General features: G+C 55.9%; 13 protein-coding genes. 4 read left to right on the top strand and 9 right to left on the bottom strand.

Features of this window, described 5'->3' with window-relative positions; translation table 11 throughout:
* Positions 1-410: 410 nt before the first annotated feature.
* The 3 genes from PAT9B_RS06195 to PAT9B_RS06185 are packed head-to-tail and all read right to left on the bottom strand — an operon-like array spanning position 411 to position 1959.
* On the bottom strand, positions 411-875 hold the full coding sequence (locus PAT9B_RS06195; protein WP_013508402.1) for a GNAT family N-acetyltransferase: 465 nt from the start codon (positions 873-875) through the stop codon (positions 411-413).
* Complete coding sequence (locus PAT9B_RS06190; RefSeq protein ID WP_013508401.1) at positions 872-1399, bottom strand: GNAT family N-acetyltransferase; 528 nt, start codon at positions 1397-1399, stop codon at positions 872-874. Before PAT9B_RS06190 ends, PAT9B_RS06195 begins: the two co-directional genes overlap by 4 nt.
* On the bottom strand, positions 1396-1959 hold the full coding sequence (locus PAT9B_RS06185) for a helix-turn-helix transcriptional regulator (protein ID WP_013508400.1): 564 nt from the start codon (positions 1957-1959) through the stop codon (positions 1396-1398). The genes PAT9B_RS06190 and PAT9B_RS06185 overlap by 4 nt, the downstream gene beginning before the upstream one ends.
* Before the next feature lie 149 nt (positions 1960-2108).
* On the opposite strand from PAT9B_RS06185, the gene PAT9B_RS06180 reads away from it, so the two are divergent.
* Entirely contained in the window at positions 2109-2849 is a 741-nt protein-coding gene (locus PAT9B_RS06180; protein ID WP_013508399.1) for a MerR family transcriptional regulator, read from the top strand.
* 165 nt (positions 2850-3014) lie between these two features.
* On the opposite strand, the gene PAT9B_RS06175 is transcribed toward PAT9B_RS06180, so the two are convergent.
* From PAT9B_RS06175 to PAT9B_RS06160, 4 genes are read right to left on the bottom strand one after another with little or no spacing between them, the layout of a single operon-like run.
* The gene (locus PAT9B_RS06175; protein WP_013508397.1) at positions 3015-3746 is read right to left on the bottom strand and encodes an ABC transporter permease; all 732 of its coding nucleotides are present in this window, start codon (positions 3744-3746) and stop codon (positions 3015-3017) included.
* The gene (locus tag PAT9B_RS06170) at positions 3746-4681 is read right to left on the bottom strand and encodes an ABC transporter ATP-binding protein (RefSeq protein WP_013508396.1); all 936 of its coding nucleotides are present in this window, start codon (positions 4679-4681) and stop codon (positions 3746-3748) included. The genes PAT9B_RS06175 and PAT9B_RS06170 overlap by 1 nt, the downstream gene beginning before the upstream one ends.
* Positions 4674-5831: an ABC transporter permease gene (locus PAT9B_RS06165; RefSeq protein ID WP_013508395.1), complete on the bottom strand. Its 1158-nt coding sequence runs from the start codon at positions 5829-5831 to the stop codon at positions 4674-4676. The genes PAT9B_RS06170 and PAT9B_RS06165 overlap by 8 nt, the downstream gene beginning before the upstream one ends.
* Positions 5832-5834: 3 nt before the next feature.
* A complete protein-coding gene (locus tag PAT9B_RS06160) occupies positions 5835-6743 on the bottom strand; it encodes an ABC transporter substrate-binding protein (protein ID WP_013508394.1) in 909 nt (302 codons plus the stop codon).
* 230 nt (positions 6744-6973) lie between these two features.
* Between PAT9B_RS06160 and PAT9B_RS06155 the strand changes: the two genes are divergently transcribed.
* Positions 6974-8446, top strand: coding sequence for an MFS transporter (locus tag PAT9B_RS06155; protein WP_013508393.1), 1473 nt, complete (start codon positions 6974-6976; stop codon positions 8444-8446).
* A 37-nt stretch (positions 8447-8483) separates the two neighbouring features.
* Here the strand turns inward: PAT9B_RS06155 and PAT9B_RS06150 are convergent, their stop codons facing one another.
* Both PAT9B_RS06150 and PAT9B_RS06145 read right to left on the bottom strand, forming a co-directional pair.
* A complete protein-coding gene (locus PAT9B_RS06150; RefSeq protein WP_013508392.1) occupies positions 8484-9221 on the bottom strand; it encodes a GntR family transcriptional regulator in 738 nt (245 codons plus the stop codon).
* 95 nt (positions 9222-9316) lie between these two features.
* Positions 9317-10423, bottom strand: a complete 1107-nt coding sequence (locus PAT9B_RS06145) for a sugar phosphate isomerase/epimerase family protein (protein ID WP_013508391.1) — start codon at positions 10421-10423, stop codon at positions 9317-9319.
* Positions 10424-10949: 526 nt separating this feature from the next.
* Between PAT9B_RS06145 and PAT9B_RS06140 the strand changes: the two genes are divergently transcribed.
* Together PAT9B_RS06140 and PAT9B_RS06135 are read left to right on the top strand one after the other, a co-directional pair.
* A complete protein-coding gene (locus PAT9B_RS06140; protein ID WP_013508390.1) occupies positions 10950-12065 on the top strand; it encodes an ABC transporter ATP-binding protein in 1116 nt (371 codons plus the stop codon).
* Between the two features lie 15 nt (positions 12066-12080).
* Positions 12081-13130: a PotD/PotF family extracellular solute-binding protein gene (locus PAT9B_RS06135; protein ID WP_013508389.1), complete on the top strand. Its 1050-nt coding sequence runs from the start codon at positions 12081-12083 to the stop codon at positions 13128-13130.
* Positions 13131-13139 lie beyond the last annotated feature (9 nt).

Genomic DNA, 13139 nt, shown 5'->3' with positions numbered 1-13139 from the left:
ATGCCAATCCGGGCGCGATCAGTCCCCTTTCCCGCAAGACGGGAGAGGGAAATGTGCAATATGCCAATCCGGGCGCGATCAGTCCCCTTTCCCGCAAGATGGGAGAGGGAAATGTGCAATATGCCAATCCGGGCGCGATCAGTCCCCTCTCCCGCAAGATGGGAGAGGGAAATGTGCAATATGCCAATCCGGGCGCGATCAGTCCCCCTCTCCCGCAAGACGGGAGAGGGGGATGTGCAATATGCCAATCCGGGCGCGACCAGTCCCCCTCTCCCGCAAGACGGGAGAGGGAGATGTGCAATATGCCAATCCGGGCGCGATCAGTCCCCTCTCCCGCAAGATGGGAGAGGGAAATGTGCAATATGCCAATCCGGGCGCGATCAGTCCCCTCTCCCGCTGGCGGGAGAGGGTTAGGGTGAGGGAAACACTAAGCTTTTCCCCAGACACTGCGCCGCCGCATTTCCCACATAATGCCCAAAGGGCACAATCGGCTGATAACCCTGGCCGGCATAAAACGCCAGCGCGCGCGAGTTGACCTTACGCGTCTCCAGCCACATCGCCTGATACCCCTGCTCCCGCGCCTGTTGTTCGAGAAACTGCACCAGCGCCGCACCGATGCCCTGCCCGCAGTGCAACGCATACATCCGTTTCAGTTCAGCGACCCCTGGTTGCAACGGGCGAAACGCGCCACAGCCCACCGGCCTGCGTTGTGCATCGCGCGCCATGGCAAAACAACTACCGGGCTGCTGCATTGCACCAGCATCAAAGCTGGCGCGCCCGCTGCTGCCCGTAAGTTGCGCGAGGGTGTCGGACAGGCGATCCAATAGCCACAGGGCATCCGGCTGTTGAATCGATTCCTGTGCCACCACAATCATTCGGGTGACCTTAAGGTTTTAAACATCACCGTTGTTGCATCCAGCACACCTGCGGTTGATTCGGCATAGTGCGGAATAGAACCGGCGATGTGCCAGTCGAGCGACAGATAGAGATCGGTCGCCACATCGCCGCTGCGCGTATCCAGTACCAGCAAGGTTTTGCCGTTCTGCGCCGCCAATTGCTCCGCCTGCTGCATCAGGCTACGGGCGATACCCCGACGTCGCGCCCGTGGGTGTACCAGCAGTTTGCTGATTTCAGCACGATGGCGGCCATTAGGCATCGCGCTGTACCCGACCATCACCGTCGCGACCATGACGCCGTCGAGCCGCGCCACCAGCAGTTGGTTATCACCGCTGGCAAGGCTGAAAATTTTGTCCTGCCAGAAGCGTTCCATCACAGCGCGATCGTTGGCATCGATAAATCCCACGCTGGCACCGTCCGCCACACATCCCTGCAACACATCACACAATTCCCCTATCAGAGGTTGCGCCTGGCTGGCGCTAAGCTGTTCAATGTCAATCATGGTTTGCACACCACCAGAATGTAACGTGCACCCCCCTGCGGGTGTGCGGTAAAGGAGGATTTGCCGGTCAAATGGAAACGCAGGCAGTCTCCTGCCTGCAATGTCCAGCTTTGCGCTTCCATACTGATGGTTAGCTCACCGGACTGTAACCAGATATGCTGCTCCAATCCCTGAATGGGCGGCGCGTCATAATCAATGCGTGAACCGGGTTGTAACACCCCTTCCACCATTTCTGCTCTAAAATGAGTGGCAGGTGGCGAAACGTTGCGACGCTGGAAACCGCTCAGTTCATCGACCCAAACCGGTTGCTGCTCAGGTTTGAGCAATAAAGGTGCCTCGTCCTCCACTTCGCTTAACAGGCGCGACATGGTGAGTCCGTAGGCAACACACAGGCGGTTGAGTAATGCTGCCGTTGGGCTGGTCTCCGCGCGCTCAATGCGCGACAATGTGGCCCGACTGATGCCGGTGGCCATCGACAGTTCATCCAGTGACCAACCGCGTTGCAGGCGTAATTCAGCTAAACGAGCGGCCAGCCGATCTTCGGTATCCGGTTCAGACATTCTCTTATCTCACATTTGGGAAAATATCTCATATGTGAGATAAAGCCTGAAAACACGATTTCCGTCAAGTTGTACACGGAAAAATTTGTTGTACAACTTGATCGCTGCGGTTAAGGTGTGGCGAAGCAGGTCAGTATGTTGAGGAAGATATGGCCTTATACAGTATCGGCGACGTTGCCGAACGCTGTGGAATCAATCCGGTAACACTTCGCGCCTGGCAGCGACGTTACGGTCTGTTAAAGCCCCAGCGCACCGAAGGTGGTCACCGTCAGTTTGACGACGAAGATGTTCAGCGCATTGAAGAGATCAAACGCTGGATAGAGAGTGGCGTGCCCGTTGGCAAGGTCAAGGCCCTGCTGGAGGGAGAACAAGTCAATGTTCACGACGGCTGGAATACTTTACAAGAGGAGCTGATGAGCGTGCTGCGCCATGTCAGACCCTCAAAGCTGCGCGCCAAAATCGCCACGATTGGCCGTGAACATCCGGTGGATGTGCTTATCGATCACGTCATTGTGCCGGTACGCCAGCGCCTCGGGTTAGATCAAAACACCGCACGTGCCATGTGCAGCCTGCTCGATGGCGCGTTAATCGATTATGTGGCGTTTTGCCTGACCGGTTCACGTAAAAAAGCCGGGAAAGATGCGCTGATGATTGGCTGGGGCGTTGACGATCGCACCCGCATCTGGCTGGAAGCCTGGCGTCTGTCGCAACAGGGATGGCGGATGGATGTGCTGGCGGAGCCGCTGGAGCTGCCACGTCCGGAGCTGTTCCCCGGCCAGAATCTGTTTGTATGGACCGGCAAAAAACTGACGCGTCGCCAGCATGAACAGCTGGAACACTGGCAGGCGCAAGGATTTAACGTTCACCTCCACGACCCCAACACCAAATAAAAAGCACACATCGGCCTTTGCCGGGGCTGATGTGCGCGTTATCATGCCGCCTTCAATGACTTTTCTCAGGTTTTGACATGAACTGGCAAAAAATCTTCATCTCTACCCTGTTTGCCGTGATGGCACTGGGCGGCATGGGCGGCCTGATGTTGGTCGGCTACAGCCTTATTCTGCACGCCAACTAAGCCAGCGCTGCACACGTTCCAGCAGGCGATCGCAGACCAACGCCAGCAGCGCCACCAGCAATGCCCCCTGAATCACATAGGCGGTGTTAAAGCCGCTCAGACCGATAATCACCGGTGAACCCAAACTCTCTGCGCCCACGGTTGAGGCAATCGCTGCCGTGCCAATGTTGATCATCACCGACGTGCGCACCCCAGCCATCATCACCGGTGCCGCCAGCGCCAGTTCGATCTGCCACAACCGCCGCCATGGCCCCATACCGAGACCGGTCGCGATTTCGCGATTGCTGGACGGTACGCTATCCAGCCCCGCCAGCGTGCCCTGCAAAATCGGCAGCAGACCATAGAGGAACAACGCGATTACCGCCGGTGTGGCACCAAACCCCATCACTGGCACCGCAATCGCCAGCACCGCCACCGGCGGAAAGGTCTGTCCGGCGGCGGCGAGCGTTTCCAGCAACGGACGGAACGCCCTGCCCTTACGCCGCGTGGCAAACACCGCACAACTCACTCCAACCACCACCGCCAGCGCACTGGCGCTGACCACCAGCAGCAGATGCGCCAGCGCCAGACGCCAAAAGCTATCCTGTTGATACAGAGGACGCTCCAGTTGCGGAAACCAGTGGGCAAACAGCGGCGCGCTGTGTGGCAGCCCCCATAGCAGCAACAGAAACAACGCCAGCAACCAGTACAACGGATCTTTTAGCCAGCGCATTACCCCGCCTCGCGTTGACGCAGTAAATCACTGAAGTGCAGCACGCCGAGCGGCTGCTGATGTTGATCCACCACAGGCAGCTTGTCGGTACGTCGGGCGATAAACTGCGACAACGCCTCACGTAGGGTCAAGCCCGCAGCAATCGGTTCAGCTTCCAGCCACTCTCCACGTCTCACCGCGTTCCCGGCCCGGCCCAGCGCCAACAGGCGCACGCCGAGTTCACTGTGACCGAAGAATTCACGGGCAAAATCGCTGGCTGGCTGCGTCAGCAATTCAATCGGCTTGCCCTGCTGGACAATTTCGCCGCCATCCATCAGCACCAGTTGGTCCGCCAGGGTCAGCGCCTCGTCGATATCATGCGTCACCAGCACAATGGTGCGCCCGGACAGGCGGTGAATACGCAGCATCTCCTGTTGCAGCGCCTGACGATTGACCGGATCGAGCGCGCCGAAAGGTTCATCCATCAGCAGTAACTCAGGATCCGCCGCCAGCGCACGTGCCACCCCCACGCGCTGCTGCTGACCGCCAGAAAGCTGGTGCGGATAGCGCGTCGCCAGTTCGCTATCAAGGTTTAACAGCGCCAGCAGCTCAGCGACCCGCTCACGGATGCGCGCCTGTGGCCATCCAAGCAGCGAGGGCACCGTCGCGATGTTTTTCGCCACGTTCCAGTGTGGGAACAGGCCGATGGATTGAATCGCATAGCCAATACGGCGTCGCAAGGCACGCACATCCATGCGTTCTATGGCTGCTCCGGCGAAACGGATCTCTCCGCTGTCATGCTCCACCAACCGATTGATCATCTTCAATGTGGTGGACTTACCGGAACCCGAAGTACCAATCAGCACTGTGAAGCTGCCCTTTTCGATATGCAGCGACACATTGCGCACCGCCGCTTTACCGTCAAAAGCTTTATTAACCTGGTGAAATTCAATCATGTTGTCTCTCCAGCAGCGCAGCCAGTAAACGCAGCAACGCATCGGCGATCACCGCCAGCGCCACCACCGGGATCACCCCGAGCAACACCAAATCCAGCGCGCTACTTAATAATCCCTGAAACAAAATGGCGCCGAATCCCCCGGCACCAATCAGCGCCGCCACCACCGCCAGCCCCAGTGTCTGTACCACCACTACCCGCAAGCCAGAGAGCCACACCGGAAGCGCCAGCGGCAATTCGGCAAAACAGAACTGCTGCCAGCGGCTCATCCCCATGCCGCGTGCAGTTTCTCTCACCTCCGCGGGCACCTGCTGCAACCCGGCTACTACGCTGCGCACCAGCGGCAGCAGCGCGTACAACACCAGCGCAATCAGCGCCGGGGCCATGCCGATGCCCGCAATCCCCCAACTCGCCAGCAGCGGAAACTGTGCCGCCAGTCCGGCAAGCGGAGCAATCAACAGGCCAAACAGCGCCACTGAGGGGACCGTCTGGATCAGGTTTAACACACTGAAGGCGGTCTGCTGCCAGCGCGCATGCCGGGCAATGGCAATGCCGAGCGGTACGCCAATCAGTAAAGCGGGTAACAAGGTGCCGCCGAGCAGCGTCAGATGCTGGCTGAAAGCGGCATCAAACACCGTGCTACGGTTGGCGTACTCTTTTAACAGGGAAAGTTGATTAAGATGGCCGCTCATCAACAGCGTGAGTGGCACCAGCCACATTTGCAGATTCAGCAGAATGCGCCACGTTGTCTGACGGCAAAGTTGGCGAATCGCCTCCGCCGCCAACAATAACGTCAGCGCCGCCGCGCTCCAGAAGCCGCTGCCAAACGCGGTTCGTGCCAGCCGACTGCCGCTCTGCGCCAGTAGCGAAGCCTGGTGACCACTCAGCCAGATCAGCAACACAAACAGGCATTCGCTGCTGATCAGCAATAACAATGCGCTGCGCCGCGTTGGCAGGAAGGCCAGCAGCCACAACGCCAGCAACGGCAGCAACAGCCCGCCGCCCAGCGCTAGCTGCCACAGCATCAGCGGCTGGCCCGAGACCAGTCGGTTCGCCGCATAGGTCAGCATCGGCAGCGCGGCAAACGCCACGCTGATCAACACCACCAGCAGCAGAAAAACCGGTTGCGCTCGCCCGAATAATCGCGCCACTGCTTACAGCAACTTATTCTGCTGTAGCCACTGCTGCGCCACCTGGCTGGCATCCTGGCCGTCTACCGCGATCTGCGCATTGAGCTGCTGCAACGTCTTCTCATCCAGCTTGCTGAACACCGGCTGTAACCAGTTGGCGATGTCCGGATACTGCTTCAGCACCACGTCGCGGATCACTGGGGTCGGCGCGTAAATCGGCTGCACGCCTTTCGGGTCGGTTAAGGTTTGCAGCCCCAGCGCCGCCACCGGGCCGTCAGTACCATAGGCCATCGCCGCGTTCACCCCGGAAGTCTGCTGCGCGGCGGCTTTGATGGTGACCGCCGTATCACCGCCCGCCAGCGACAGCAGCTGTGATTGATCAAGTTTGAAATCGTAGGCTTTTTCAAACGCCGGTAATGCATCGCTGCGTTCGATAAATTCCGCCGAGGCCGCCAGCTTAAAGGTACCGCCTTTCTTCAGGTACCGGCTGAGATCCGCCAGCGAGGTGAGCTGGTTTTTCTCGGCAACATCGCTGCGTACCGCGATGGTCCAGGTGTTGTTGGCCGGTGCCGGTGTGAGCCACACCAGATGGTTTTTCTCAGCATCCAGGGTCTTCACCTTCTCATAACCCTGCTGCGCGTTCTTCCATGCCGGGTCTTTCTCATCATTGAAGAAAAATGCCCCGTTACCGGTGTATTCGGGATAGATATCCAGCGCACCCGCAGTAATGGCCCCGCGCACCACCTGCGTGGTGCCGAGCTGAATTTTATTCACGGTCGGCACCCCATGTTTGTTCAGCACTTGCAGGATGATATTGCCGAGCAGCGAACCTTCGGTATCAATCTTCGAACCGACCCGTACCGGGTCGGCGGCCTGCGCTGCGGTGGCGCTCATTGCTAATGCGATCAGTCCCAGTAAACCCTGCTTAATCATGCCGTTCGCCCTCAGTATTGTTATCGTATGGTGAGTTACAAGCGTAGCCTGGCGAACCGGGATGGGCGCGGTCAAGCAGCGGTTGGGGTTTCACTTCGGTCAATTTCTGCTAGCCAATTCAAATCAGTTATAACCAATTCATTGAGCATATAACCAAATGGAATTTTTCAGCCGCCCACTGAGGATTATTCTCATAGCCCCATATTTACAAAAATACAGACAACAACATCATGTCCGACTTAACTTCTCCCGCCCATGTGGCGCTGGCAGGGAATCAGCCTCAGGGTGAAACACAATGGATCCGCAGTGCATCCGATGTGTCAAACCTGATCAACAACAGCGAGCAGTCGCGCAGTAACGCGCGTATCGTCATCGCTATCGCACTGGGTGGGGTGTTTCTTGATGCCTACGACTTGGGTGCGCTGGCGTTTGGTATCAAGGATGTGGCACGCGAATTCCAGCTAACACCGACCGGTACCGGCATGGTAGCGGCGGCGATCACCTTTGGTGCGATCGTGGGTGCGCTGATTGGTGGCTATCTGACCGATAAAATTGGCCGCTATCGGGTGTTCATGGCCGATATGTTCTTCTTTGTGGTAGCGGCGCTGGCCTGTGCCTTTGCCCCCAACGAATATGTGCTCGGCGGGGCGCGTTTTGTCATGGGACTGGGCGTCGGTATTGATTTACCGGTGGCGATGGCCTTCCTCGCTGAATTTTCCAAACTGCGCGGCCAGGGCAATAAAGCCGCCAGCGTGGCGATGTGGTGTCCCACCTGGTACGCGGCGATCAGTATCTCCTACCTGTTGGTACTGCTGCTGTATGCGGTGTTGCCGGAAAGCCATACCGACTGGTTGTGGCGCTTGATACTGGGCTTCGGCGCAGTGCCGGCGATTGTGATTATTGCGATCCGCAGCCGTTATATGAGCGAGTCTCCGGTGTGGGCCGCCAATCAGGGCAACCTGCACGGCGCGGCCGAGATCTTGCGCCGCTCATACAATATCAACGCCCGGGTAGCGGACGATGCCGATCTGAGCAAACAACCCCGCGTGCGCAAAGCCAGCTGGCGTAACTATGGCGCGCTGTTGCAGGGTGTCTATCGTCGTCGCACCGTGCTGGCGACCATCACCTCTATCGCCTCCTCTTTTGCCTATAACGCGGTCGCCTTTGGTTTGCCGGTGATTATCTCCAGCTTCTTTGCTCAATCAATGCTGACCACCATCCTGGTCTCGCTGGCGCTGAACCTGTTGTTTGCGTTTGTCGGCGGTTTGCTGGCGGTCCGGCTGGTACCACGTCTCGGGGCGTGGAAAATGTCGGTTACCGGCTACAGCTGTCAGTGCGTCGCGTTACTCGGTCTGGCGCTGATTGGGCGTCCGGAAGGCGGCGAGCAGGCGGCGGTGGCGATTGCCATGCTGGCGTTGTTCCTGTTCGGGCAGGGCTTTGGTCCCGGTTCGCATACCATGACCTTTGCGTCGCTGAGCTATCCGACCTCGCTGCGCGGCGTGGGCGTGGGCTTTAACCAGACGCTGATGCGTGGCAGTTCCACCGTATCGCTGTTTGTGTTCCCGCTGCTGGTCGCCGCATTCGGCACCGGGGTGTTCTGGGTGATCTTCCTCGCGCCGCTGGCCGGGTTGCTGGCGCTGCTGGCGATTCGCTGGGAGCCGTCGGGTTACGATGTGGATGCAGAGGATTTTAACGCGCAGTAGTGTGCTGCTGGCGGCGCGATTGATCGCGCCGCTACATTCAGGAGAAGTTCTCCAGCACCGATAGGAAGGAGTAGCGATCGCCCTGCCCTTCAGTCAATCTCACTCGTCCTTCAATGTCGGCCAGATGGTGATCCATCAATTGTTGAGCACGCGAAAGATCCTTTTCTTTCAATGCCGCTACAATCATGCGGTGATGGTCTGCCCCGCAGTCATCTTTATGATTTTCTTCATATAACGACATCACCAACGACAGTCGGGCGACGATTTTGGATAACATCTCCGTCAGTACGGCATTACCCGCCATCTCCGCCAAAACGATGTGAAACTTACCGGAGAGCACGGTTTTCGATTTTTCGTCGCCATGCTGATGAATGTGTTCTTCCTCATCCGTCAGTTTTTCCAGCGCGTTAAGATCTGAGATTGTTGCTCGCTCGGCGATTAACTCCAGCAAAATCGCCTCTAATTTACGCCGCGCTTCAAAAAGACTCTTCGCTTCATCAATGCTGGGTTCAGCAACGAAGGTGCCGCGGTTTCTCTTTCTTTCCAGCAAATGATCGCTTTCCAGCACGCCGAGTGCACCACGCACCACCGTTCTGCTCACACCAAAATGTTCCGCGATAGCCTCTTCCAGGATCTTGCTACCTGGTTTTAACGCCCCTTCACCGATGGCCGTCGCCAGCGTGATACGAATGCGCTCTGAGACATCGTCGTGACTATCGGCGCTACTGGCAGCCTTACTGGTTGCTGGCGTCACTCGACTGCGCGTCTTTTTCATTATCCTCTCCCTACTTCGTCCAACGCTACGGGTACAGCTATCATAACAGCCCGTAAAACGGGTTATCTATCTTTGTGATAATATTCTTGCGTAACTTACCGTGTTAACACGATACCCTTTTCAGCACAGATGCTGCGAATATGGCTGGCAGATTGCTGAATAAATCCCAACGCCTGTTCAAAACCATAATGCTGATGCTCATAACTGGGGTAGCCATAATTGGCGCTTTCATAGCTCGCCCAGTCAGGGATTTCACCTGCCATGACCCGCTTCTCATACGCGTTCAACATGGCAAAATAGGCTTCCAGTTCCTCCGCCGTCAGATCAGGGTGGCCTGCACGCCACAGGGGATCATCAATCTGGATGCACTGACGTGGATTGGCAGCGCGACGTTTATCATCGGATGACTGGGCGATTTCCAATGACAGATGTAGGTCCGGGTTAGCCTCGGCCAGCAGCGGGAGAATCGCGGCAAAATCGACGATACCACTGCCGCAGGGACGGGGCTGAAAGTCCAGACCGCCCGGCGCGCGCCCAATATAGGCGTCTTTAATGTGGGTCTGCCGCACCCAACGGGCCAGACGGCGGGCGGCAAAGACCGGATGTTCACCGCGTTGCAGCATATTCGCGGTGTCCAGTACCACCCCAACGCACTCCTCACCGACAGATTCAATCAGGCGCAAAATTTCAAATGAGGTGATTTCATCGTGGGTCTCAATATTCATATGAACACCATTGGCACGTGCAGCAGGCGCAAGTTTACGTAGCACCTTTTCCATTGCCAGTAGCTGTTCATCCCAGGTCACGTCGGTGCGAAAGCGATCCACCGCCAGACGCCCGGGATAGGCCGGCTTGAAGTTACCCGGAGAAACCCACAACTCGCAGCAACCTATCTCCGCACCCGCCTCTATCATCCGCGTTAAACCGGCGATGATATCGCCGTTACCAATGTCACGCAGCTCAGGAGATTCAGCGCTACAGTAAGGGTTTATTTTGCCGAGGCCTGCTTCCAGATACAGGCCCAGTTCATCTGCTTTCGCGCGGATCTCACCTAGCCTGCCTTTATCCAGATCGGGACTCATATCCAGTAAGGTGCTGAAAAAAATCCCGCTTAAACCCAGTACTTTCGCATGATCAAGACTGGCTAAGGGACCACGTTTTTTTGCTTCAGGCAGTTTTAAACCGTCGATTCCTAACTTCATGTCGTATTCCTTTGTGAGAGGGTGTGTCGTCACAGCACCTGCAAGCAACATGCCATCACTCAAGATACATACTGTAACTAATTGATAAATAACGAATTAAATTTAATAATTTTTTGTATAAAGTTTATTATTAAATTTATCATAAAAGTAATTATCAATGAAAAATAATTAAGTAGCGCGAAGAGCCTGCTTTATACAGCGAGAGGATATGCAGTCATCCTATCCAGGTCGCAGCCTGAAAATCGCCTTGCTCCCCTTTCCTTTGCCCCATTTCTGATGATTTTGCACCGTTGTGATGACCATATTGCACCAAATTAGTGAGAAATCATTTCGAATTTACTTTATGAAATTTAGTATCACATACTTTCGCACGAACTTTCGAATATCTTATAAAAGATAATTATCCTTATAATTCTTCACGTTAAGATGAAAACATCTCACAGGCTGTGATCCTGGCATACCGCTTGCTAATCCTTCCCATGTGAATTTTTCGTTTCATCTCGCGACGCAGAACCAGGAAAGCACTATGGCAGATATGCAGAACTCGTCCGAACGTAAGCGCTTAAACGTTCAGGGACTTACTCACAGCTACGGTGGCAATAACGCAATCAGCGATGTTTCTTTCACGATTGAACCCGGTGAGATAGTGGCATTGCTGGGGCCAAGTGGCTGCGGTAAATCCACGGTGTTAAGGGCGATTGCCGGGCTTATCCAGCCGAAAGCAGGAAAAATTGAACTGGGTATGCAGGATTTGGCAATGGTCTCTGCCAGGGCACGGGGTATCGGCATGGTTTTCCAGAACTACGCCCTGTTTCCGCATCTCACCGTCGCGGAAAACATCGCCTATCCGCTTGCTTGTCAGCAAGTCTCGCGTGCTGAACGTAAGCAGCGTGTTGACGAGATGTTGGCGATGGTACGCCTCAGCGAATATGGCAATCGTCTGCCGCGTGAGCTTTCAGGTGGTCAGCAACAACGTGTTGCGGTCGCACGGGCAATCGCGGGTCGCCCTTCTTTGCTGCTGCTGGATGAACCTTTTGGGGCACTGGATCGCGCGCTACGTTTTGATTTACAGGTGGAGTTGTTGCATCTGCAAAAAACGCTCGGGATCACCACGCTGATCGTGACGCACGACCAAGAGGAGGCGCAGAGCCTCGCCAATCGTCTGGTACTGATGAACAAAGGCCATGTTGAACAGATCGACACACCAATGGCGGTTTATGATCAGCCTAAATCCCTGTTCGTTAACACATTTATTGGTCAAACCAACCAGTTAGCGGGCACCGTATTGCGTGTTGAGAATGACACCACGCTGATCGGCTTGCCGGGTGACAAAACGCTGCGTTTGCCGCGCCGTCTGAATTTTACCACCGGGTCGAAAATCACCCTCACTTTCCGTCCTGAAGAGGTTCGTTTGTCAGCGCACCCTGGCGAACAGTGCCAACCAGCAAGGTTGACGGTATCGGTCCCACTGGGCCCCGTGCTGGTGCACGATCTGACGCTCGGCTGCGGCACCACATTGCGGGCCTCTGAAGTCAGAACTCCCGGCACCCGCATTCCCCTTCCCGGATCGCAGCTTTTTGCTGAGATCGATACTACACGCTGTCATGCCTTCCCGGCTGAACCGCAAACCCTGAGTGATTAAATAGAGGTGAACAACATGAAAGACTTTGAGATTAGTCGTCGTCGGTTCGGCCAATTGTTAGCGGGAGCAGCCGCAACCTCCATGCTACCCCTGTCACTGCGTGCGCTGGCAGCAGAGAAAGAAACGGCGATTGCCGCTACGTTTCCAGGGAACTGGGAAGATGCCTATCGCAACATACTCACGCCAATCATGAAAAAAGAGGGTTATGGCCTGACCATTGCTCCTGCTCTGGCACAAGACCAATTGGCAAAAGTGATGGCCAGCCCCGGGAATCCCCCTTATGACACCTTATTAATGTCACCTGGGCAAATGACCATTGCTATTCAAAATAACATTATCCAGAAAATCGACCCCACCAGACTGAAAAACTGGCATCTCCTCGATCCGAGTTTTCAGGGCGAGTATGGCCCAACCGTGACGGTGGAAGTTAACGGCATCGCCTATAACCCGGACCTTGTACCACGTCCGAAGGGGTATAAAGATCTGTTCGAAAACCCTGCCTATAAAGGCCTGGTGTCCTGGACCGGTTTTGCATCCAACACTGCGGTGATGGCTTACACCGAAATCGCCAAAATCTATGGTTCCGGACCTGACGACATGGCTGCCGTGTTTAAGTTATTCAAAGAGCATCCTGAGCAGTTAAAAAGCATTGTTGATAGTACCAATCATCAAATGACCTTGTTCCAGCAGGGTGAGATCGCGGTGTTTATGTGTAGTACCAGTAACGTAGCACGTCTGAAGAGTCTGGGGATGAACTGCGAATTCGTCCATCCTGAGACTGGCTCGCCAGCGGCTCCGGTCAATATCCATCTGACTTCAGGCACAAAAAATGCCGATGCGGCTTACGCCTACATGGATGCGGCCATCTCCCAGGCGGCACAGGATCAGTTCAAGTTACCTCCTGCGGAAATGTTCCCGACCAATAGCGATGTGGCGCTGACACCGGCTATCTCGGCTTACGTTACGCGCGATCAGCTTAAGACTCTGGTCTACCCCGACTGGAACGCCATCAACAAAAATCGCGATGCCTGGATTCGCGAATTTGACACCATTGTTGCCGGATAAGGTGATCTG

The organism is Pantoea sp. At-9b (genome assembly GCF_000175935.2).
Lineage (GTDB): Bacteria > Pseudomonadota > Gammaproteobacteria > Enterobacterales > Enterobacteriaceae > Pantoea.
Note: the sequence above shows the minus strand (reverse complement) of the source record. Positions and strands in the feature narration are given on the sequence as shown.

Coding starts and splice junctions, on each gene's coding strand:
- PAT9B_RS06135 (WP_013508389.1), top strand. CDS start 12,081: ATGAAAGACTTTGAGATTAGTCGTCGTCGGTTCGGCCAATTGTTAGCG.
- PAT9B_RS06155 (WP_013508393.1), top strand. CDS start 6,974: ATGTCCGACTTAACTTCTCCCGCCCATGTGGCGCTGGCAGGGAATCAG.
- PAT9B_RS06145 (WP_013508391.1), bottom strand. CDS start 10,423: ATGAAGTTAGGAATCGACGGTTTAAAACTGCCTGAAGCAAAAAAACGT.
- PAT9B_RS06180 (WP_013508399.1), top strand. CDS start 2,109: ATGGCCTTATACAGTATCGGCGACGTTGCCGAACGCTGTGGAATCAAT.
- PAT9B_RS06195 (WP_013508402.1), bottom strand. CDS start 875: ATGATTGTGGTGGCACAGGAATCGATTCAACAGCCGGATGCCCTGTGG.
- PAT9B_RS06175 (WP_013508397.1), bottom strand. CDS start 3,746: ATGCGCTGGCTAAAAGATCCGTTGTACTGGTTGCTGGCGTTGTTTCTG.
- PAT9B_RS06160 (WP_013508394.1), bottom strand. CDS start 6,743: ATGATTAAGCAGGGTTTACTGGGACTGATCGCATTAGCAATGAGCGCC.
- PAT9B_RS06140 (WP_013508390.1), top strand. CDS start 10,950: ATGGCAGATATGCAGAACTCGTCCGAACGTAAGCGCTTAAACGTTCAG.
- PAT9B_RS06190 (WP_013508401.1), bottom strand. CDS start 1,399: ATGATTGACATTGAACAGCTTAGCGCCAGCCAGGCGCAACCTCTGATA.
- PAT9B_RS06185 (WP_013508400.1), bottom strand. CDS start 1,959: ATGTCTGAACCGGATACCGAAGATCGGCTGGCCGCTCGTTTAGCTGAA.
- PAT9B_RS06150 (WP_013508392.1), bottom strand. CDS start 9,221: ATGAAAAAGACGCGCAGTCGAGTGACGCCAGCAACCAGTAAGGCTGCC.
- PAT9B_RS06170 (WP_013508396.1), bottom strand. CDS start 4,681: ATGATTGAATTTCACCAGGTTAATAAAGCTTTTGACGGTAAAGCGGCG.